General features: G+C 61.9%; 21 protein-coding genes. 6 read left to right on the forward strand and 15 right to left on the reverse strand.

Translation table 11 applies throughout. The features are described 5' to 3' along the window. Positions 1–24: 24 nt before the first annotated feature. The 3 genes from BRAS3843_RS06830 to BRAS3843_RS06845 all read right to left on the reverse strand — a co-directional run bounded on the left by BRAS3843_RS06830 (position 25) and on the right by BRAS3843_RS06845 (position 1,587). Positions 25–300, reverse strand: a complete 276-nt coding sequence (locus BRAS3843_RS06830; RefSeq protein WP_008968047.1) for a DUF3606 domain-containing protein — start codon at positions 298–300, stop codon at positions 25–27. A 740-nt stretch (positions 301–1,040) separates the two neighbouring features. After that, positions 1,041–1,271, reverse strand: coding sequence for a hypothetical protein (locus BRAS3843_RS06840; protein ID WP_008968048.1), 231 nt, complete (start codon positions 1,269–1,271; stop codon positions 1,041–1,043). 34 nt (positions 1,272–1,305) lie between these two features. Continuing rightward, entirely contained in the window at positions 1,306–1,587 is a 282-nt protein-coding gene (locus BRAS3843_RS06845; RefSeq protein ID WP_035981000.1) for a hypothetical protein, read from the reverse strand. Positions 1,588–2,137: 550 nt separating this feature from the next. On the opposite strand from BRAS3843_RS06845, the gene BRAS3843_RS41360 reads away from it, so the two are divergent. Beyond that, a complete protein-coding gene (locus BRAS3843_RS41360) occupies positions 2,138–2,575 on the forward strand; it encodes a hypothetical protein (protein ID WP_008968050.1) in 438 nt (145 codons plus the stop codon). Positions 2,576–3,084: 509 nt separating this feature from the next. Here BRAS3843_RS41360 and BRAS3843_RS06855 read toward each other — a convergent pair. Together BRAS3843_RS06855 and BRAS3843_RS06860 are read right to left on the reverse strand one after the other, a co-directional pair. Then, positions 3,085–3,645 carry a hypothetical protein gene (locus BRAS3843_RS06855; RefSeq protein WP_008968052.1) on the reverse strand — a complete coding sequence of 187 codons (561 nt, stop codon included), beginning with the start codon at positions 3,643–3,645 and terminating at the stop codon, positions 3,085–3,087. A 324-nt stretch (positions 3,646–3,969) separates the two neighbouring features. Continuing rightward, positions 3,970–4,641 (reverse strand): hypothetical protein, encoded by a 672-nt coding sequence (locus BRAS3843_RS06860; RefSeq protein ID WP_008968053.1) that lies wholly within the window; start codon positions 4,639–4,641, stop codon positions 3,970–3,972. Between the two features lie 413 nt (positions 4,642–5,054). Between BRAS3843_RS06860 and BRAS3843_RS06865 the strand changes: the two genes are divergently transcribed. Continuing rightward, positions 5,055–6,017 (forward strand): alpha/beta hydrolase, encoded by a 963-nt coding sequence (locus BRAS3843_RS06865; RefSeq protein ID WP_008968056.1) that lies wholly within the window; start codon positions 5,055–5,057, stop codon positions 6,015–6,017. A 718-nt stretch (positions 6,018–6,735) separates the two neighbouring features. Here the strand turns inward: BRAS3843_RS06865 and BRAS3843_RS06870 are convergent. From BRAS3843_RS06870 to BRAS3843_RS06885, 4 genes are all read right to left on the reverse strand, one after another. Next, the gene (locus tag BRAS3843_RS06870; RefSeq protein WP_035980989.1) at positions 6,736–7,149 is read right to left on the reverse strand and encodes a GFA family protein; all 414 of its coding nucleotides are present in this window, start codon (positions 7,147–7,149) and stop codon (positions 6,736–6,738) included. A 441-nt stretch (positions 7,150–7,590) separates the two neighbouring features. Beyond that, the gene (locus tag BRAS3843_RS06875) at positions 7,591–8,061 is read right to left on the reverse strand and encodes a cyclic nucleotide-binding domain-containing protein (RefSeq protein ID WP_008968059.1); all 471 of its coding nucleotides are present in this window, start codon (positions 8,059–8,061) and stop codon (positions 7,591–7,593) included. A 169-nt stretch (positions 8,062–8,230) separates the two neighbouring features. Then, the gene (locus BRAS3843_RS06880) at positions 8,231–9,829 is read right to left on the reverse strand and encodes a DHA2 family efflux MFS transporter permease subunit (RefSeq protein WP_008968060.1); all 1,599 of its coding nucleotides are present in this window, start codon (positions 9,827–9,829) and stop codon (positions 8,231–8,233) included. Next, complete coding sequence (locus tag BRAS3843_RS06885; RefSeq protein ID WP_008968061.1) at positions 9,826–10,968, reverse strand: HlyD family secretion protein; 1,143 nt, start codon at positions 10,966–10,968, stop codon at positions 9,826–9,828. The genes BRAS3843_RS06880 and BRAS3843_RS06885 overlap by 4 nt, the downstream gene beginning before the upstream one ends. Before the next feature lie 119 nt (positions 10,969–11,087). Between BRAS3843_RS06885 and BRAS3843_RS06890 the strand changes: the two genes are divergently transcribed. Beyond that, positions 11,088–11,786: a CerR family C-terminal domain-containing protein gene (locus BRAS3843_RS06890; RefSeq protein ID WP_008968062.1), complete on the forward strand. Its 699-nt coding sequence runs from the start codon at positions 11,088–11,090 to the stop codon at positions 11,784–11,786. A 440-nt stretch (positions 11,787–12,226) separates the two neighbouring features. Here the strand turns inward: BRAS3843_RS06890 and arsC are convergent, their stop codons facing one another. Genes arsC through BRAS3843_RS06920 form a run of 6 tightly spaced genes read right to left on the reverse strand, consistent with a single transcriptional unit; the run spans position 12,227 to position 16,189 of the window. Continuing rightward, complete coding sequence (gene arsC, locus BRAS3843_RS06895) at positions 12,227–12,628, reverse strand: arsenate reductase (glutaredoxin) (protein ID WP_008968065.1); 402 nt, start codon at positions 12,626–12,628, stop codon at positions 12,227–12,229. After that, positions 12,625–13,680, reverse strand: a complete 1,056-nt coding sequence (gene arsB, locus BRAS3843_RS06900; protein WP_008968066.1) for an ACR3 family arsenite efflux transporter — start codon at positions 13,678–13,680, stop codon at positions 12,625–12,627. Before arsB ends, arsC begins: the two co-directional genes overlap by 4 nt. Positions 13,681–13,683: 3 nt before the next feature. Further along, complete coding sequence (locus BRAS3843_RS06905) at positions 13,684–14,211, reverse strand: arsenate reductase ArsC (RefSeq protein ID WP_008968067.1); 528 nt, start codon at positions 14,209–14,211, stop codon at positions 13,684–13,686. After that, a complete protein-coding gene (locus tag BRAS3843_RS06910; RefSeq protein ID WP_035980990.1) occupies positions 14,204–14,566 on the reverse strand; it encodes a metalloregulator ArsR/SmtB family transcription factor in 363 nt (120 codons plus the stop codon). The genes BRAS3843_RS06905 and BRAS3843_RS06910 overlap by 8 nt, the downstream gene beginning before the upstream one ends. A 35-nt stretch (positions 14,567–14,601) precedes the next feature. Next, on the reverse strand, positions 14,602–14,946 hold the full coding sequence (locus BRAS3843_RS06915) for a hypothetical protein (protein WP_008968069.1): 345 nt from the start codon (positions 14,944–14,946) through the stop codon (positions 14,602–14,604). Between the two features lie 10 nt (positions 14,947–14,956). Continuing rightward, the gene (locus BRAS3843_RS06920; RefSeq protein ID WP_008968070.1) at positions 14,957–16,189 is read right to left on the reverse strand and encodes a molybdopterin-dependent oxidoreductase; all 1,233 of its coding nucleotides are present in this window, start codon (positions 16,187–16,189) and stop codon (positions 14,957–14,959) included. 249 nt (positions 16,190–16,438) lie between these two features. Between BRAS3843_RS06920 and BRAS3843_RS06925 the strand changes: the two genes are divergently transcribed. Genes BRAS3843_RS06925 through BRAS3843_RS06935 form a run of 3 tightly spaced genes read left to right on the forward strand, consistent with a single transcriptional unit; the run spans position 16,439 to position 19,380 of the window. Further along, positions 16,439–16,756 carry a metalloregulator ArsR/SmtB family transcription factor gene (locus BRAS3843_RS06925; RefSeq protein WP_008968071.1) on the forward strand — a complete coding sequence of 106 codons (318 nt, stop codon included), beginning with the start codon at positions 16,439–16,441 and terminating at the stop codon, positions 16,754–16,756. 47 nt (positions 16,757–16,803) lie between these two features. Further along, the gene (locus BRAS3843_RS06930; RefSeq protein WP_035981005.1) at positions 16,804–18,177 is read left to right on the forward strand and encodes an NAD(P)-binding domain-containing protein; all 1,374 of its coding nucleotides are present in this window, start codon (positions 16,804–16,806) and stop codon (positions 18,175–18,177) included. Positions 18,178–18,192: 15 nt separating this feature from the next. After that, on the forward strand, positions 18,193–19,380 hold the full coding sequence (locus BRAS3843_RS06935; RefSeq protein WP_008968073.1) for an MFS transporter: 1,188 nt from the start codon (positions 18,193–18,195) through the stop codon (positions 19,378–19,380). Positions 19,381–19,398 lie beyond the last annotated feature (18 nt).

The following is a 19,398-nucleotide window of genomic DNA, read 5'->3' on the forward strand; positions in this document are numbered from 1 at the left end:
CCCCCTGCCCAATCCGGATCGCCGTTAGGGTAACGTCTCCGGCATCGCGCCGACATCGGCGCTGGTCTCGGTGACCGAGGCGATGACCGCCGCTGGCGGCACCTCCGCAGCCGCGGCCAGCCTGCAGGCGCGCTGCGAATGCACTTCCTTGGAAATGGCTGCGATCGAATTGCCGATCCGGCCGACGATCTCGGTCAATTCCGCCTGCGACAGCCCGAGCCGCCGTGTGACAATGCGGACCTGGACGCGGTCGGTGAGATCGAGCTTGTTGCGGATCGGCTGGATTTTGGGACGGCGCATAGGGGTTCCTCCTGCTATGTACCTAACCGCCGCTCCGACCATTGGTTCCCGCCGCGGGCAAAAGCACCATAAAGACGTGCGTGATCGCTCTCGCGGCGCCGTGGGCCCGAGGCCTTTCGTCGAATTTGCCCTCTCGACAGGCAGAGGGCGCAGGGAATGCCGGACGCTGGCCGCGCCCATGGCCCGCCTGCAGAAGAAAAAGCAGGCGGCAGTCACCACAGGTACAGCCGAGACAGCCCGGCATTCCCTGCGCGACGGCTTTACGGCTTATACGTGATCTCCCCGGGGACCGGCTTTCTTGCCCCCGTCCGCGTGATGCGAAGCATCATCGCGTCGCGACAACGCTGACGCGCTGCGCAGGCCTCAGCACCGGGAGGCCAGGACCACACGATTTCACCGTGCACACCGGATCGTTCGTCCGCATGATCAGATCATGCTGCAACCCGATGAGCCCATCGCATCCCGCTTCAACGTTCGTGACGATCGCGATACGCCCCTCCTGAGAGAAGCGGGATGAATGGAGTATGCACGATTTCCGAAAATACGAAACAGGAATATTTTTCGCGAGAGGGCTGGACAGGTTTTTGCGCAAAGTGCCCGGCGGGCAAATCACGGAGCGGCGGGGATATCGAAATGACGCCAATGACGACATCTTGGGGACGAGCAGATCCTGCTGCGCCAAATCTGAGGACATCTTATCCTCAGTCGAGCCCCGAACTCCTCCCGCCTATTCGCGTCAATTATGCGGCGCGTTCCTTGTCTGACCGTTGCTCGACAGTTGTCGCAGTTTCTTCCACTCCCTTTTCATAGTTGCCCGCGAACCTCTCGATACCATCGGCCCACATCCTCAGCATGGAGACCTGAACGCGCATAATTGGCTTCAGGGCATGCATGCCGATTGCTATCGCCGGGATTACGCGCCCTTGTTGGTCGCGCGCGAAGAGGTTAGCGCTGGAGGTCTTGTCTGCCATGCTGTTCACTCCTTCTGTGGTGTCCTGGGCAAAGCTAAGCGTCGCGCGATGCACCGCGCGTTTCTAAGTGCTCGGCCAAAGCGCGATCCGCCGCGAGCCTCGCAGCTCGGTCGTCATGCAATTCGTCCAGGCTTTTCAGGTAAGCGACTGCCGCTATTTGCAAGAGATCGAAGTCGTATTCGCCGGCATCACAAAGATTGGTGATGTATCGGTAGATGGCGGAACGCCGGCTATCGTTCTCGCTGATACCGCTGTGGAGCAGCAAGTAGTTGCGCCAAGCGAACGCACATGCGCCTTCTATGGCCTGAGAAGTCATGGGCATCTCCCCGACATCGTAGGGTTCTCCCCTGTAGGCTCTCCCCAAAGGCAGAGAAAGACTGATGAGCCGTTTCGTTCCGCCAATTGCTCAGGCGCAATGCTGTTCCGTCGCTGCGCCGCAAGCTGTTTGCGGATGAACGATATCGGCGCTGCAATAAGCGACGTGATGAGGGTAACGGGTCTCGCGGTGGATGTTTCACGTTGGGCCAAGAACTGCCTCGAGAGGCGCACTTATGAAGGTGCGTGTGTTCCCCGGAACAAGAGATTGCAGAACGTGCACGACTTCCGGTTTCGGCCGATTCCGTTTTCAACGGAATCGGCCCATTATAGACCTCCTGGTCCGTGTAGCGGATGTCCGCGCTCGGGGATGACTGGAGGTGAGCGGCCGGAGGACTAAGCGATCGCTTGTGACCCGAGGCGGTCATCAAGGACGGGCGAATGACCCGCTAGTTCGCAAGGTGAGAGAAAAAAGCCTCAAATGAGCCTGTGTGCGTCGGGTCAGAGACGCTACCGAAAGCCAAGAGCTCAAATTCGGAAAGGGTACAGACATGAAGTCATCATCTCTGCCAATTGCAGCTTTTGCCATAGCTGCCATCACCCCAGCCAACGCGGCCAAGCAGCCCCAAGTTGGCGACATCATCGGGTTGCCGGTCCAAACGCTCGCCTGCTTCGATCTGGAGAACACCAAGGAGCTAGAACGTACGCGCGCCATGGACGGCCTCTCGGCAGCGCTACGCTTTGTCGACCACCATCCCCTTCCGGACAATTCCGCGACTGGGACCGTCAAGTTCAACAATGCCTGTAGCCGCTTGGGACCAAGCGGCACGCTGTATCGAATCAAAACGGTTTACGAGTGGACGAGTGGCGGACTTACCCTGTTTTGTATTGATCTGGTGTCAAAATGGAATCTTAGCCCGCCAGGCGAGAAGAAAGAACCGTCGGCAGGGTCGACCGATAATTGCTGGTGGGTGCGGCTCGATTATTAGCAAATTGGGCGCCATCCGTCCCGGCAAGGGTGCGAGCCGTCGAGCCTCCCGACTAGAGCAATTCAGCCGCCGATCTAAGGCAGCCGGCGCCAACAGTTGGCGCTTTATGCCATCCAGATCGGGATGATCTTTATAGATATTGTCCTGAAGCAGGGTGTCCACCCGAGCTATGAGATCGCTTTCAATCTCAGAAACTCCTCTGTTGAAGAGGCCTCTTTGGCGAGCATGAGCACTAAGGACAACTCCTCAATGACCTGCTCAGGGTGCTGCTTAAATCTTGAGGCTGATTTCGCGTCCTTATTCGGCATGTTTCCATTTGGCCCATTCCGGCCCATCCGCACGGCGCCGAGGATGTCCGCTCTCGGGGGACGACCGGAAGTGAGCTGCCGGAGGACTAAAAGACCGCTTGTGACCCGAAGCGGTCATTCCGAAGCCACTTGGGCGAGATAGTAGCGGAAGCCACGTCGCCCGTGCTGCTTTTCACGTTGGCACCTCCCTGAGGATGCGCCTTACCCGCGTGCATTGCCAATGATCTGCGGCAGCTTGCTGCGAAACTTCTGCTCCGCATCCCTCATCACTTCGGGGTAGATAGTGTCATCGTGTTTGTGAACTAAATCGAGAAGTTCCTTTCGCCAGCGCTCGCATCTGGCGAACGAGGTTTGCGCGATGGCTTCCGGCGGGTCGTTAGATTTCTGCGACACAGTGCGTGCGGCGCCCTCAAGACAATACGTATAACGGAAAGCGGCATAGCGATCTTCGGCCTCAGGATCATTGGCACGAGGCTTGCTCATTACGATGAGCCCAGCCAAGGCCAATATCCCAACGGCCACTACGGCCAAGGTTGCAAGCAGGTCTTTCCATCTGGATGGGAAGAAGAATAGTGCGACCAAAATCAGTATTATTGGTGACGCTACCACTGTGTTCGGAACGGCGTCTAGAACCCTTTCGCTGCAATGTTGTCTCCCTCCATCGCAGGAAATCAGCGGGCTCAGGATAAAGAATGCACAAATGAGCGCGGCTGCGAGAACGGCCAGTACGCTTTTCCCTAGGGACCTCAGCACGCTTTCCATATCGTTTTAGTTCCTGACTTACGATCAACGTTTTTGAGATTTGTTGATCGAGACAGTTCATGTAACCGACCCGCGCAATTTTTCCGAGGGACTGCAATCGATTTGCTTGCTTCAAACACCAGAGTGTCAATCGCGCGTCACACCAAAAATAGAACAAAGCTAGTTGACAGCTCCTTACAAAAGTTGGTTTGCATCTTCTGAACGTCGGCTTCCGGCCCTTGCTGCCGATCCCGACGCCCGGCTTGACGTCGGCTGTCAGCGTAGTTGCCGCCATGTCTAGTGGGGGCCGGAAATGGCGCTGATGACCCGGAGCGAGGAGGCGGCTTAAGCTAGGAACAGCGTACCCGCAAATACGATTGGCAACGCCAGCATAGCGGCGGGTATGGATAGCATGTAAGCCTCGCCGCAATTTCCGCCCGCTCCCTGTCCGTGACAGAATATTGTCGGGGAGAAGAGGATGAATGCGCACACACAAGCAGTCACGGCCAGAGACAGCAAGAGTTTCGGTAAGAGGCCGCGTTCCACGAAGCGATTTCGCGAGACGGGAGCGACATTGTACCGGTTTGCCTCACTGCTCAATTGAGCCGCGCCATGACCGCCGAGTGCGCCAAGAAGCAGAGCCGCGAAAATCGACATGACGCTGACCAAGGTCCAGCCGACTGTGCGTGGCGGCCAACCGGCCAAGGCGGAATGAAGCAGCCCATACGCTTCTCGAATGACAAAGATACAGGATGAAAGCGCGCCATGAAGGACAGGTTTGTATTCAGCGATGCGACCTGCAACAAAGCCCGCAATCAGCGAAGACGGAATAACCAACAGGCAAGCCATCAGGATCGCGGTGCTACCGAACGGCATCACACCTTTTGCGGTCGGAAGAAGAACGGGCATTCGAAGCGCAAGGAGCAAGAATGCCGCTCCGGCGCCAATCACCATAGACAAGACCAAGTGGATTATGTTCGAGATAATAAACGCTTTAACTGAACTGATGCGCAACATAGTCGCCTCATCATCGAGCTCGCTTAAAGGATTGATCTCGTGAATGCTGTTCTGGGTTTCCGCGATCTATTCGCCTGCTGAAATGCTTACCCACCTTAGATTGATAATATGTAACAATTCGCCTAGAAATGCGAGCTATTGGGATGTCCGGAAGTGGCCCGTGGCTGACCTCAGCTCGGAGCGGCGTGATGTCCGCTTCCGAGAGATGACCCGACCAAGGCATGTTGCCTGCTGAGGGCAGCCTTTGACCCGAAGCCGACCTGGCGCCGATGCTGCCGGAGGCGCGGTGCGGGCTCGAAAATAAATTCTTAGAGCACGTCGTTTTGGCGGTCCGCCGTTCGACTGGGTGTCGGCGAAGCCACCTCGGGCGTGGCTGGAGCTCACAATGTGGCCGGATCTTACGGAGGTTGGCAATGGCGATATCGTTTCGATTTATCGAGACAAATGGCATTCGAATGCACCTGGCCGAAGCAGGGAGCGGCCCCACCGTGCTTCTTTGCCATGGCTTTCCGGAGTGCTGGTATTCGTGGCGGCACCAATTGGAAGCGCTCGCTGCAGCCGGATATCGCGCCATCGCGCCCGACATGCGTGGTTACGGGCAGACGGACAAACCTGATGCGATCGATCAATACACTCTATTGCATTTGACCGGAGACATGGTCGGATTGCTCGACGCGATCGGCACGGATCAAGCAGTCGTTGTCGGACATGATTGGGGAGCGCCGGTCGCCTGGCGCTGCGCTCTGTTCAGACCGGATCGATTTAGGGCCGTCGTTGGCTTGAGCGTGCCGTATCAGGTGCGTGGTCCCGACCGACCAAGCACCGTCATGCCGAGGACCGAAAAGCAGCGCTTCTATCAACTGTATTTCCAGACGCCGGGCGTTGCCGAGGCAGAACTCGAAAAAGACGTCCACAACGCAATCAAGACGACATTGTTCGCCCTATCTGGCGATGCGCCGGTTGAAGATCCTGCGTCGCTCACGATGCTTCCTAGTGAGGGCGGATGGCTTGATGGGAAGCCTACAACCCAATCATTGCCGACGTGGCTCACGGACAGTGACATCGAATTTTTCGTTGAAGAGTACAAGCGCACCGGCTTTGGAGGAGGTTTGAATTGGTATCGCAACATTGATCGCAATTGGGAGTTGCTCGCACCATGGTCTGGCGCAAAGGTTCCGGTCCCGGCACTCTATGTCGTTGGCGATCGAGACGGCGTTTACAGATCGCCGAGTTGGAGCCATCTCGTCCCTAGCCTGAAACAATTCGTGCCCTTGCTTCGCGAGACAATAGTCTTGAAAGGTTGCGGTCACTGGACTCAGCAAGAGCGCGCCAAAGATGTAAGCAATGCGCTGCTGGAATTCCTGAAACAGCTATAGATCGCGAACGGGGATTTGCGGCTCCGCTGGTATCACGCCGTCGCGATCCCTTGGTCGTTGTTGGACTGGTGCTGATTAGCCGCGGCCAGCGAGCCCGGTGATCAGTCGAAACGTGTAATGTCGGCTTATAGACCCGTAGCGGGCTTTCTAACCTCAATGTTCATACCCTAGAGGCGTGCGGCTCAATTCACGGTGTTCGGGTTCAAGTCCTGTTGCCGTCGGTAAAAGCTAATGCCGACCATCGTTCCCACGGTAGTCCCTATGAACAATCCGACAAGAGCACACCCTGCAAGAACCGTGATTGCATACCCCAATGCGGTCCATCCGCCACAATCGTTCGGGCTAATCGGCATATGAGCACAGGCATGCGCAACATATCGAGAAGTGGTAAGCCACACGATCAAAAAGGCGGTCGAGACGGTGAATATTGTCATCGCCGCGAAGCCAACAAGTGCAGCCCACACATATTTGAGCCAACTCATAACTTCCTTCCCTTACCTGTCGCCGTGGCTGGTGACCCATTTCATTATCACACCGAGCATGCAATGTCGCCATTGGCCCATTCCGGCCCTTACGGACGGCGCTGAGGATGTCCGCTCTCGGAGCATGACCGGAGGTCTGCAAATCCGGGACCATTAGCCGCTTTCGACGCGATGCAGCCGATCGGCGTGTTCGGACCGAGCGTCGGCTTCTGAAGGAAGGCCGGCCTTCACGACGCTTAGGCACCTTTTTGCAGCCCGCTTTTCTGGAAATGCTCGACTGCCTCATCAACATGGACCCAATGATGCTTCGACCGCTCGAATACCGAAAAGGCGGGAGCCGGAAAGCTGGGGTCGCCGAGCGCGTCAACCGCGACGCCGATGAGAGACGGCGAGACGTCGGGCTTCCAATAGACCGTCGAGCCGCATGTTGGACAAAAATAGCATCGTACCTTACGGCCGCTATCGCCGACGTGAATGAACTCCGTAGCCGTCCCCGAGATCTCGACGGTGTCAATCGCATGGAAGACGCCGAGGCCGAATGGCGAACCGGTTCGTCGCTGGCAGGCGAGACAGTGACACGCGACAATCAGCTTTGACGTTTCTCGCAACTTCAGTGAAAGAGCGCCGCAAAGGCATTGGGCAATAGCCATGTGATCGTCTCCCGTCTTTCTCGGTGAGGTTACATCGGAATGTGGGGGATGAGACGCAGGCTGGGCCGGAAGAGCAAGGGCCGCGCGACCGAAGCAAGGGTCGCATGCGTCACGTAACAAGATATCCTCTTTCGGAAGACTGCGGCAAGACAACAATCTGAATGGTCGTCTGTCACCTTTTGGTCTTGGCCGTGGATCCCGAGTGAGGCGTCGCCGTTACTTCTGCTCTGTGAGGAAAAGCGGATCGATTTGCTCGATGGGAGCCTTTCCGCTAATTTCCGATCGCGACGGATTGCGCTGCCGTACGAACTTGGTCGCTAAAGGCAAAGCGGACGCCGTTTTCGCCGCATCACGCTGCCAGATCTATGAGCATACCGACTACCAGACCGGCAACTGGATGAGCCCTGGCCGGGTTCTACTGAGCCACCGTGCCGAGGCACTTCAGCTCGCACGCAGCAGCTCGGCAATCCGATCGTTGGCGCGGCGAAGTCGCCGGCAAAGCTCGCGGTTGATGTTCTGCATGATGATCACATAGGCGTGGATGTCGGCCTTGTAGTACGCATACAGACATCGGGCCGTGAGCTCGTACAGCACGGTCGGACTCTCGGCGATGACGGTGGCCGATCGGTTCTGCATTTCGATCAGCGTCATCTCGCCAAAGAAATCGCCCGGCTCAAGCTTCGCCATATGAATGAAGGCGCCGGAATCCCTGCGTTTGTCGACCACGAGCGTGCCAGTGTGAACGACGAACATCGAACGGCCCGGCTCGCCTTCTGCCACGACCGTGCTGCCAGCGTCGAACCGGCGCTCGACCAGCATCGAGGCCAGGAGATCGAGGCTCGCATCGGAAAGGCCGCCGAAAAAAGGTGTGGCGAGCAGGAATGCTTTCAGATCGGGCGAGCTGACAGCCATGGCCCGAGTATACCGCCACGCTCATCGGCGGCAAGCGAGTGACTCGCCGGGACGACCTGCCGCGCGTGTCCTCGATCATGATCCGACGAGAGGGAATCGGATCATGATCTCATCTCTCGTTTGAGCATGATGATTTCGGAAAACGGTTTCCACTTCTCCGCATCACGCTCTAATGCCCTGCCGCCATCGCGGCGCCCGGCTTCGGCGATCGCAGCAGCAGCACGATCGGGATGATCGCGAGCAGAAGAATGCCCAGCAGCCAGAAGCAGTCGCTGTAGGTCATCACCAGCGCCTGCTTCTCGATCAGGCTGGAGAGCTGCGCGATCGCCCGCAGCCGCGCCGTCGCCTGATCGATGCCCTGGCTCAGCCCATCGGCGGCGAGCCGGGCCTGCCCCATCAGTGAGTTCGCCGTCACCGCCTCGCGGATCGTATCGGAATGCACCGCGCTCCGGTGATCGATGAAAACACCGCACAGAGCCAGACCGATCGAGCCACCGAGATTGCGGGCCATGCTGTAGATGCCGGCGCCGTCTGCGGCATTCTCCCGGCCGATCGCCGCCATCGAGGCCTGATTGAGCGGCATCGCGGCCAGGATCTGGCCGACCCCGCGCATCAGCTGCGACAGCGTAAAATCGCCGCCAGCGCTGTCGGGACTGAGATGGATGTCGACAAAGCAGCTTGCAGCGAAGCACAGCAGGCCCAGCGCCACCATCAGGCGGGTATCGAAACGGCCGATGATGCGTGGCAGCACGGGAATGAGGACAAAGACGGGGATCGCCGCGAGCGCCATGATGCCGCCCGCCTGTCGCGGATTGTAGCCGGCGATGCTGCTGAGAAACTGCGGCACCACGAATGTCGTGCCGTAGACGGCGGCGCCGACCACGAGGGTGATGAAGGTGGCGCTGGCGAATGCGCCGTTGCGCAACAGCGCAAGCTTGATGACCGGGTCCGGACTCGTTGTCTGCGCGACGGCCATCGCGACGAAGCCGAGCAGCGACACCAGGCAGAGATCGACGATCACGGAGGACTCGAACCAGCGCTCCCGCTGCCCTTCCTCGAGCACGACCGTGAGGCAAGCGAAAGCGACCGCCATGCCGGCGATCCCGAGCCAATCCGCCTTGGCCAGAAGATCGAGCTCGGCCTTCTCCTCCGGAAGTCCAAGAACCAGAAGCGTCACCAGCGCGATGCCGACCGGCAGATTGAGGAAGAAGCACCAGCGCCAGCTCGCCTCCTCGGCGAGATAGCCGCCGATCACAGGTCCGATCACGGGGCCGAGCAGCACGATCACACCGAAGATGCTCATGCCAACGGCCATCTGGCGCGGCGGCAGCCGGGTGCGGATGATGACCTGCGCCGTCGGGATGAGAGCGCCGCCGAAAAAGCCCTGGCCGGCGCGGCCGATGATCATCTGCAGCAGTCCGTCGGACACCCCGCAAAGCATCGAGAACAGCACGAACGCGATCGTCGTGATCAACAGCAGCCGGCGCAAGCCCAATAGCCGCGTGAGCCAGGCCGTCAGCGGGATCATGACGACCTCGGCGACCAGATAGCCGGTGCCGATCCAGGTGCCCTCGGTGCCGCTGGCGCCGACCTCGCCCTGGATTTGCGGGAGCGCCGTGTTGGTGATGGAGGTGTCGAGGGTCGCCATCAGGGCGCCCAGCGCGCCGGCCACCACCGCGATCCAGTCGACGGCGCTTGCGGTGTCGCCTGCCGGTGTCGATCCCGCCGCGCCGGTTCGGAGCGGCACGGTGTCGCTCGCGGCGCTCATGTTCCGGCTCGCGCAGTATGGACGGCGTCCCCCGGCCTGGTGTTGACGGAGACCTCGACCGACAGGCCGGGGACGAAGGCCGGCGCGGCCTTCTCAGGCGCATTGACGCGAATGCGGACCGGCACGCGCTGGACGATCTTGGTGAAGTTGCCGGTGGCATTCTCGGGCGGCAGCAGCGCGAACTGCGCGCCGGTGCCGGGCGAGAAACTGTCGACCGTTCCGGTCAAGGCCAGATCGGGATAGGCGTCGACGCGGATCTCGGCCGGCTGGCCGGGCCGCATATGCGCGAGCTGCGTCTCCTTGAAATTGGCCACCAGATACATCCGGTCCGTCGGTACGATCGTCAGCAGCCGCGTGCCCGGCTGCGCAAACTGGCCGAGTTGCACGGTGCGATCACCGACCCGGCCGGCGATCGGGCTGCGCAGCACGGTGTCGTTCAGGTCGATCTCGGCCTGGCTGAGATTTTCCTTTGCCGCGGCCAGCTGCGCCCTGGCCTGCGCCAGCTGCGCCTTCAATGTCGCGATCTGCTGGCGCGCCGCGTCGAGCACAGCCTGCTTCAGGTTGACGGTGGAGCGCGCCTGGGCGAGCGCGCTCTCGGTCTGCTCGTTCTTCTGCTGCGTCGCGAATCCGCGGGTGGCCAGCACCGCCGCGCGTTCGAACTCCTTTTCCGCCAGGTCGGAATTGGCCTCGGCGGTTTTCACATCCGCCTCGCCTTGCGCGATCACGGCGTCCTGCTGCCGCAGGTCGGCTTCGGCCTTGGCCACGTCAGCCTCGCGCGCCTCGACGGTCGCTTTGGCCTGCCGCTCGGTCATCTCGTAACGTCGCGGATCGATCTTCAGCAGCGCCTGCCCTGCCGCGACCTCCTCATTGTCACTCACATAGATCTCGGAGACCTGTCCGGAGACGCGTGGCGCCATCGCGACCTGGTCGGCCCGCAGATAGGCGTTGTTGGTGCTCTCGATGAAGCGCCCGACCAGATACCAATAGCGGCCGTAGACGCCGCCGCATGCCACGGCCAGGAAAGCAATCGCCCCCAGCAGGACACGCGTCCGGCTGCGCTTGCGCGAAACCGCCGCCGCGCCGGTCTCGGCACCGCCGACGGTGTCGCCACTGACTTTGTTCACGACCGCGACGCTCATGACCAGGCCTTTCCGGAGAAAATTTATTCCAGTTGGAATATTTATGCCAATTGGAATATTTATGTCAACTGGAATAAATTTACGGCCGTGCTATGACGGAGGCCAAGGAGACATTGGCAATGACGGGCTTGAGACGGCGCAAGACGGACAGCGGTTACGCGCGGGGCGAGGAGACGCGGGCGCGGATCATCCGGACCGCGCTGGCGCTGTTCGGCGAACGCGGCTTCGACGGCGTCTCGACGCGGGACATCGCGGCGCAGGCCGGCGTGCCGGCGCCCTCCCTGCAATATTACTTCGAGAGCAAGGAAGGCCTCTATGCCGCCTGCATCGAGGACATCCAGATCGCTGCAATGAAGGCCGTCGGCCCCGCGCTGGAGATCCTGGACGGGCTGCTGGAAGCCGATGCAAGCGATGACAAGATCATCGATGCCTATTGCTCGGCCCTCGACGGTCTCACGGATTTTCTGTTCGGATCTGCTGACGCATCGAGCCGCGCGCTGTTCATCACGCGCCGGATCATGCCGACCAAATCCACCCTCACCAAGAAAGACCTCTCGAAGGCAACGGGACCCCGACTGCAGGAGCGCTGCGGCAAGATCATCGCGCGCCTGTCGAACGGCGCCATGTCGGAAAACGAAATCCGAATGACGTCAATGACCATCACCGGCCAGCTGTTCGCGTTCCATTTCGCCCGGGAGCATTTCAAGGCTCTGCTCGGCTATGACGAGATCACGGGCGATCGGCTGACGACGCTCAAGCAGATCATACGCAGGCAGACGACCTTGCTCTTGAAGGCCTGCAAGTCCAAGCGAGCTTGATCCCGGGCACGGCAAGCTCGTCCATCCGCTCCGGACAGACCATCGGGGATCCGCATATGCGCGGCCGCGCTCAGAGCATCAATCCCAAACCACGGACTCTTGCGATCGAGAATGGCGGGTTTTTACCAATGGGAGGCCCGCAGCGAACGCCGGATACGAGATCATGGCCTACAGGCTTGCTGCCGAAAGCTCACAGGGAGGATTGACATGACGCGTTCAACAATCGCGCTCGGCGCCATGATGCTTCTGACGATGAGCTTCGTTCTCTATCCTCGGGACTCGGCCGATGCTGCAACAGTGTTCTGCGCCCAGCTCCGGGGAGCGAAAGCCGCGGGGCAACCTGACTGCTCATTTTCGACGCTGGATGCATGTCGCGAGCGCGTCAAACATAGAGGCGGCGGCCACTGCTATAAACTAAACCGATAGCCCGATCGGCCGCCTCAGCGCGCGTCGACGACCTCGCCGTCCTCTTTCACGAATCTGCCGACCGGATGGTCCAGGAGATCGATCACCTGCTCCGACGGCCGGCAGAGCCGCACGCCTTTCGGCGTCACCACGATCGGACGGTTGATCAGGATCGGGTGCTGCATCATGAACGCGATCAGTTCGTCGTCGGTCCATTTGGGATCGTCGAGGCCGAGTTCCTTGAACGGCGTGCCCTTCTCGCGCAGCAGCGCGCGGACCGGAATGCCCATCGCCGCGATCAGTTCGCGCAGCCGCTCCGCCGTCGGCGGCGTCTTCAGATATTCGATGATGAGCGGCTCGACCCCGCTCTGCCTTATCATCGCCAGCGTGTTGCGGGAGGTGCCGCAATCGGGGTTGTGGTAGATGGTCACGTTCATTGCCGTGCCTCCATTGCCGGTCTCGTCTCAGCCGCTCCGGCTTCGTACCAACCCCTGGTCGCCTTGACGATGCGAACGACCGAAAGCATCACCGGCACCTCGACCAGAACGCCGACGACGGTTGCAAGCGCCGCGCCGGAGTCGAGACCGAACAGGCTGATCGCAGCGGCAACCGCGAGCTCGAAGAAATTGCTCGCACCGATCAGCGCGGCCGGCGCCGCGACGCACCACGCGACACCAAAGCGACGGCTCAGCCAATATGCGAGGCCTGCGTTGAGGTAAACCTGAATGAGGATCGGCACGGCGAGGATCGCGATGACGGCCGGCTGCCTGACGATCTGCTCACCTTGGAACCCAAACAGGAGCACCAACGTCGCCAGCAAGGCAACAAGCGACAGCGGTTGCAGCATCCGCATGACGCCATCGAAGGCGCCGCGGCCCCTACGTAGCAGCGCGCCCCGCCAGACCTGCGCCACCGCGACGGGCACCACAATGTACAGAACCACCGAGAGCAGCAGCGTGTCCCAAGGAACGGTGATCGACGCAACGCCGAGCAGAAGGCCCACCAGCGGTGCGAACAGAAACACCATGATGACGTCATTCAGCGCAACCTGGCTCAGCGTATAATGAGGCTCGCCCTCGCACAGATTGGACCACACGAACACCATCGCGGTGCAGGGCGCTGCCGCAAGCAGGATCAGGCCGGCGATGTAGGAGGAGATCTGCCCGGACGGGAGCAATGGCGCGAAGACGTGGCCAATGAAGAAGGAACCGAGCAGCGCCATCGAGAATGGCTTGACCGCCCAGTTGATAAACAGCGTAACACCGACGCCCCGCCAATGTTCGCGCACCTGGCCCAGCGCCCCGAAATCGATCTTGAGCAGCATCGGCACGATCATGAGCCAGATCAACACCGCAACCGGCAGATTGACCTTGGCAATCTCGGCAGCTGCAACAGCCCCAAAAAAGCCGGGCATGACGTGTCCCAGCGCGACACCTGCCACGATGCAGAGTGCGACCCAAAGTGTGAGGTAGCGTTCGAAGATGCTCATGCTTCAGGCCACGTCGTTTCGGGCAGAAGTCGCGCGTTCAGAACGTCCGATCTCGCGCAGCTTGGTTCCGAGCGCGAGCCTGTCGATGCTCCTCAGCGGTAGACTCACGAAAGTCCCGATCCGGTTCTTGAGATAGCGAAACGCGGTCACAAAGGCCGCCTGCTTTTCCAATTCGGTACCGCGGGTCTCGGCGGGATCCTCAATTCCCCAATGTGCCGTCATCGGTTGACCGGGCCAGACGGGACAGTCCTCGCCCGCTGCATTGTCACAGACGGTAAAGACGAAATCCATCACCGGCGCATCAGGAGCGGCGAACTCCAGCCAGCTCTTCGAGCGCAAGCCATCGGTCGGGTAATCCAGACTCTTGAGAGTGTGCAGTGCTAAGGGGTGCACCGCCCCTTTCGGCGCACTCCCCGCAGAAAACGCTCGGAAGCGGTCGGCCCCATCCTTCATCAGGATCGATTCCGCAAGGATCGAGCGGGCCGAGTTGCCGGTGCAGAGAAACAGGACATTGTAGACATGCTCAGGCACGGCTTCTCTCCTTTCGCTTCGGCGGGCAGCAAGGCTGCAGGCTCTCGATCACGGGCGCGCAGATCTCCGGCCGCCCGCCGCAGCAGTCCTGCAGCAGGAACAGCGCGACCTTCTGGAATTCTGCGAGATTGGCGCGATAGACGATCGAGCGGCTGCGTCGCTCCGAGGTGACGAGATCGGCGCGTGCAAGCACCGAAAGATGCGCCGACAACGTGTTCTGCGGCACCTCGAGCAGGCGTGCCAGCTCGCCCGCCGGCAGCCCGTCGGGTTCATGCTGCACCAGGGTGCGAAAGGCCTGCAGGCGCGTGGGCTGCGCCAGCGCGGCCAATGCCAGGACGGCTTCCTCGTTTTCCATATATCCAGAATTATAGATATATTATTCGATGTCAACTAGTCGTGCCCGGTCCCTTTCGTGTGCACGAGATAGTCGACGATCGACGCGACATCGGCGCCCGCCACCGGGGCCTTGTAGGCGCTCCGCATCTTGTCGACCACGGCAGCCCAGGCGGTGCGCGACATCGGCGGCTGTCGCAGCACCATGTCGGCCGAATGGCAGGCCAGGCAGTTGTTGTTGATAGCATCTGCGCTCGCGCCGCCCGGGAATGTGGCGTCTCCGAACGGCAGGTCGACCGTCACCGACTTGAATGCGATCCCCGGCGCGGCCGCATCGGTTGACGACACCATACCCAGGATTGCGGCGGGCACGGCCATGGTGATGATGAAAGACTTCGACATGGTTTGCTCCTCAGACGGCGTCGATGCGGATGGTTTCGATCACGTTGCGCATGAAGCCCGAGCCGTTCCAGTAGGTCTCCGTGGGCTGCACGTCGCCCTTCTCGCTGGTGCAGCGGGCCATGATCCGATGCGGCCCCCTCCCCGGGGTGAGTGATGCCGTCCAGCGGCGAAAACTGTATTTGCCTTCGTCCTTGCCGAGCGTTGCGGACTGCCATGATGCGCCATCGTCCGCCGAGATCTCGACGCTGCGCACGCCGGCGTCGCCGCCGAACGCGATCCCTCGCAATTCGAGCGGTGCACCCGCTGTCACCTGATCACCGTCGCGGCGGTTGGTGACGAACGAGCGCGGCAGCATGCGATTGATCGGAACGGACTTGTAGCCGCTCTCACCGGGCTTCACGGCCGCGAATGGCGTGTCCGGAATCAGATAGGCCTTGGTCATCCAAAAGCCGTCGTCCGGCTGGGCCAGCACCTCGATATCGTTCAGCATCTTGACCCAATAGGTCGAGTACCAGCCGGGCACGATGAGCCGCAGCGGAAAGCCGTTGAGCAGCGGCAGCTGCTCGCCATTCATCGCATAGGCGATCATCACGTCCCCGTCCCGGGCGTGATCGACGCCGAGCGACTTCATGAAATCGGGCGCCTCGGGGACGACCTGCTCATCGAGCCCGTTGAAGCGGACCGCCACCGCGCCTGCCTTGACGCCGGCACGGTCGAGCACGTCCTTCAGCCGGACCCCGGTCCATCGGGCATTGCCCATCGCGCCGTGCGCCCACTGTGCACCGGCGACACGCGGCTGGAACAGACCGCGCGAATTGCCGGAGCACTGGTTCACCGCCACGATCTCATGGGATGGCATCGCCAGCAGGTCATCCAGTGACAGGCTCAGGATGGTGTTGACCTCGCCGCGAACCTCGAGACGAAACGCCGCCGCGTCGATCGCGGTGGGAATGTTGGCCCAGTGCCAGCGGACGAAGAAGCTGTCGTTCGGCGTCAGCACGCCCTGATCGAACACCTCGAATGGAGTTTCGAGCAGCGGCGGCCGCGTACGCTGCAGGATCATCCTGCCTTTTTGCGGAAAGGCGGTGGTCAGGCTGCGCTCGCCCTCGCCGCCAGGCAGGTCGAGGTCGACGATCTCGTCGGCCAGGGCCGGCGCCGCAACCAGGGCGAGCCCGATCGCGCCGACGCCGCTCATGAACTGGCGGCGAGTCTTGAGCATCGGTGGGCGATATTGAACGGACATGGTCACTCCTCCTGAATGTTCGCTTCGTGCCTCAAGGGACAAAACGCCCGGCATCCGAAACTATTCCATCGCCGAGACTGATCGATCCGATCGCCCACTCCGAACGGGATCAGCACGGCCGGTCTAGAACGCGCGCAAAATCTCCAAAGCTGATCGGTCCGCATGAACGTGCAGGCGCAACGAGGCGTTATTTCGATCTTTTTAGAAATACCGTTTGACAGCGGCGGTTTGCGAGCCCATCATCCAACCATGAAGCTCGACGACGTCGCCGCCCGCCTGGAAGCCCTTGGCAACACCACCCGGCTGAAGATCTACCGGGCGCTGGTGCGCGCCGGTCATGCCGGCATGCCGGTCGGGCGGCTGCAGGAGCGGCTCAAGATCCCCGCCTCGACCCTGTCGCATCACATTAAGACCCTGGTCTCCGTCGGGCTGATCTCGCAGCAGCGCGAGGGCACCACGCTGGTGTGCCATGCCGAGTACGGGACGATGCAGGGCCTTGTGGACTTCCTGGTGGCCGAATGCTGCGCGGACGAAGCCGGATGTGGAAACGCCAAGAGCGCAGCATGACCTTTTCGCTCTTTAATTCGATCATCCTAGAAGGATAGTATAATATGATGCCGGCAGATAAGACGGTCGCGATCATCGGCGCGGGGCCTGTCGGGCTTGCGGCGGCGGCGCATGTGCTCGCGCGCGGCATGACGCCGATCGTGCTGGAAGCCGGACCGGCGGCAGCGCACGCAGTGCGCCAATGGCAGCATGTGCAGCTGTTCTCGCCATGGCAATTTAACGTCGACAAGGCGGCGGGGCGGCTGCTCGCCGCCGCCGGCTGGAATTCACCCGATCCGGACGTGTATCCGACCGGGCGCGAACTGATCGAAGACTATCTCCAGCCGCTTGCGACCAAGACCGAGCTGTCCGGCGTCATCCGCACCGACAGCCGCGTCACCGCGATCAGCCGGGTCGGGTTCGACAAGGTAAAATCCAGAGGTCGCGCGCAGGCCCCGTTCGAGGTCAGATATCGCAACGGCAAGGGCGAGGAGACGCTGCAGGCCGATGCCGTGATCGACGTCTCCGGCACCTGGTTCACTCCCAACCCTGCCGGCGGCAATGGTCTGCCCGCGCTCAGCGAACAGGCCCACGCCGACCGCATCGCCTATGCGATGCCGGACGTACGCGGCAGTCAGCGCAGCCGCTATGCCGGCAAGACGATCGCGGTGCTCGGCGCCGGTCACTCCGCAATCGGCACCTTGGTCGATCTGGTCGAACTGGCAAAGGACGCGCCGGGCACGCAGCCGATCTGGCTGTTGCGCGGCCATGATCCAGCAAAGGCCTTCGGCGGCGGCAGCAACGACGAGCTCGCCGCACGCGGCGAGCTCGGCATGGCATTTGCCGCACTGGTCCGGTCCGGACAAATCCAGGTGGAGACCGATTTCGGCGTGACGCAGATCGCCGATGCAAGCGGTCGCCTGCATATCAGCGCCGGCGCCGCTTCGGCGCGTCGCCACGTGATCGCCGATGAGCTGATCGTCGCGACCGGCTTCCGGCCGGATCTGTCCGCCCTCCGCGAGCTGCGGCTGCGGCTCGATCCGGCGATCGAAGCGCCCGTCATGCTGGCGCCGCTGATCGATCCCAACGAGCATTCCTGCGGCACGGTACGCCCGCATGGTGCCCGCGAACTCGCGCAAGTCGACGAGCCCGGCTTCTATCTCGCGGGCATGAAAAGCTACGGCCGCGCGCCGACCTTCCTGATGACGACGGGCTATGAGCAGGTGCGCTCGATCGCGGCCGACATCGCCGGCGACAAGGACGCCGCTGCCAGGGTCGAACTCGTGCTGCCGGAGACCGGCGTCTGCACGCGCGGGGGTGTGGAGAGCATTGCTGCCCTGCCCGGCTGCTGTGGCGGCCCGGTGCCTGCGCGCGTAGACAGCTGCTGTGCTGACGACGCGACGGCGAAGGCGGCCGGTAAATCCGGCTGCGGATGTTCATGACGGAGATCTCGACGAATGCAGGCCAGACGACTGGGCGTGGTGATCGCGCTGGGAACAGCCCAGACGCTGGCCTGGGCCTCGAGCTACTACCTGCCCGCCATCCTCGCCGATCCGATCGCGCATGATCTCGGCCTGTCCCGCAACTGGTTCTTCGCGGCCTTCTCCGCATCGCTGGTGATCTCCGGCCTGCTCGGCCCACGGATCGGCCGGCAGATCGACCGCGTCGGCGGGCGGCAGGTACTCTGCGCCTCCAATCTCGTGCTCGCCGCCGGCCTCGCTTTGCTCGGCGCGTCGCATTCGCTGTGGACGATGGCGCTCGCCTGGCTCCTGCTCGGGATCGGCATGGGGCTCGGGCTGTACGATGCAGCGTTCGGCGCGCTCGGGCGCATCTATGGCCGCGACGCGCGCGGCGCGATCACCGGCATCACGCTGTTCGCGGGCTTCGCCAGCACGATCGGCTGGCCGCTGAGCTCGTTAGGGCTGGAGACGATCGGCTGGCGCGACACCTGCTATGCCTGGGCGCTGGCACAGCTCGTGATCGGCCTGCCGCTGGACCTGTCGCTGCCGCGCGCGACGCAGCCGGTTGCGGCGGACCAGCTCGCGATCAAGCCGCATATTCCATTCGACCGCCCGATGCTGCTGCTGTCGTTTGCGGTAGCCGCCGCCTGGACGGTGACCGCGGCGATGGCGGCGCACCTGCCCCGGATCGTCGAGGCGTTCGGAGCAACACCGTCGCAGGCGATTGTCGCGGGCATGATGATCGGCCCGGCCCAAGTGGCCGCGCGCGTGCTCGAAGCCGGCTTCCTCGCCCGCTTTCATCCACTGGCCTCGGCGCGGCTCGCCTGTATCACCCATCCGATCGGCGCCTGCGCCATTGGCCTGTTCGGCGGCGGCGCGGCCGCAGCCTTTGCGCTGCTGCACGGCGCCGGCAACGGCATCCTGACGATCGCGCGCGGCACCCTGCCGCTCGCGATTTTCGGTCCTGACAACTACGCCTATCGACTCGGGCTGCTCGGCGCACCATCGCGCATCAGTCAGGCGCTGGCGCCGCTCGCCTTCGGGCTGTTGATCGACGTGCTCGGCCCCTGGGTCCTGATCATCACCGCTGGCCTCAGCCTGTCGGCGCTGGCCGCGCTGCTGCTGCTTCCAGCCTCGCGTGCAGCAGAGAATGCCAGCAAGGCGCGGGCCAACGAGGCTGCTTGAACCCGCTGCGCCGTCTGC

Source organism: Bradyrhizobium sp. STM 3843 (assembly GCF_000239815.1).
GTDB lineage: Bacteria > Pseudomonadota > Alphaproteobacteria > Rhizobiales > Xanthobacteraceae > Bradyrhizobium.

Coding starts and splice junctions, on each gene's coding strand:
- BRAS3843_RS06830 (WP_008968047.1), bottom strand. CDS start 300: ATGCGCCGTCCCAAAATCCAGCCGATCCGCAACAAGCTCGATCTCACC.
- BRAS3843_RS06840 (WP_008968048.1), bottom strand. CDS start 1,271: ATGGCAGACAAGACCTCCAGCGCTAACCTCTTCGCGCGCGACCAACAA.
- BRAS3843_RS06845 (WP_035981000.1), bottom strand. CDS start 1,587: ATGACTTCTCAGGCCATAGAAGGCGCATGTGCGTTCGCTTGGCGCAAC.
- BRAS3843_RS41360 (WP_008968050.1), top strand. CDS start 2,138: ATGAAGTCATCATCTCTGCCAATTGCAGCTTTTGCCATAGCTGCCATC.
- BRAS3843_RS06855 (WP_008968052.1), bottom strand. CDS start 3,645: ATGGAAAGCGTGCTGAGGTCCCTAGGGAAAAGCGTACTGGCCGTTCTC.
- BRAS3843_RS06860 (WP_008968053.1), bottom strand. CDS start 4,641: ATGTTGCGCATCAGTTCAGTTAAAGCGTTTATTATCTCGAACATAATC.
- BRAS3843_RS06865 (WP_008968056.1), top strand. CDS start 5,055: ATGGCGATATCGTTTCGATTTATCGAGACAAATGGCATTCGAATGCAC.
- BRAS3843_RS06870 (WP_035980989.1), bottom strand. CDS start 7,149: ATGGCTATTGCCCAATGCCTTTGCGGCGCTCTTTCACTGAAGTTGCGA.
- BRAS3843_RS06875 (WP_008968059.1), bottom strand. CDS start 8,061: ATGGCTGTCAGCTCGCCCGATCTGAAAGCATTCCTGCTCGCCACACCT.
- BRAS3843_RS06880 (WP_008968060.1), bottom strand. CDS start 9,829: ATGAGCGCCGCGAGCGACACCGTGCCGCTCCGAACCGGCGCGGCGGGA.
- BRAS3843_RS06885 (WP_008968061.1), bottom strand. CDS start 10,968: ATGAGCGTCGCGGTCGTGAACAAAGTCAGTGGCGACACCGTCGGCGGT.
- BRAS3843_RS06890 (WP_008968062.1), top strand. CDS start 11,088: ATGACGGGCTTGAGACGGCGCAAGACGGACAGCGGTTACGCGCGGGGC.
- arsC (WP_008968065.1), bottom strand. CDS start 12,628: ATGAACGTGACCATCTACCACAACCCCGATTGCGGCACCTCCCGCAAC.
- arsB (WP_008968066.1), bottom strand. CDS start 13,680: ATGAGCATCTTCGAACGCTACCTCACACTTTGGGTCGCACTCTGCATC.
- BRAS3843_RS06910 (WP_035980990.1), bottom strand. CDS start 14,566: ATGGAAAACGAGGAAGCCGTCCTGGCATTGGCCGCGCTGGCGCAGCCC.
- BRAS3843_RS06915 (WP_008968069.1), bottom strand. CDS start 14,946: ATGTCGAAGTCTTTCATCATCACCATGGCCGTGCCCGCCGCAATCCTG.
- BRAS3843_RS06920 (WP_008968070.1), bottom strand. CDS start 16,189: ATGTCCGTTCAATATCGCCCACCGATGCTCAAGACTCGCCGCCAGTTC.
- BRAS3843_RS06925 (WP_008968071.1), top strand. CDS start 16,439: ATGAAGCTCGACGACGTCGCCGCCCGCCTGGAAGCCCTTGGCAACACC.
- BRAS3843_RS06930 (WP_035981005.1), top strand. CDS start 16,804: ATGCCGGCAGATAAGACGGTCGCGATCATCGGCGCGGGGCCTGTCGGG.
- BRAS3843_RS06935 (WP_008968073.1), top strand. CDS start 18,193: ATGCAGGCCAGACGACTGGGCGTGGTGATCGCGCTGGGAACAGCCCAG.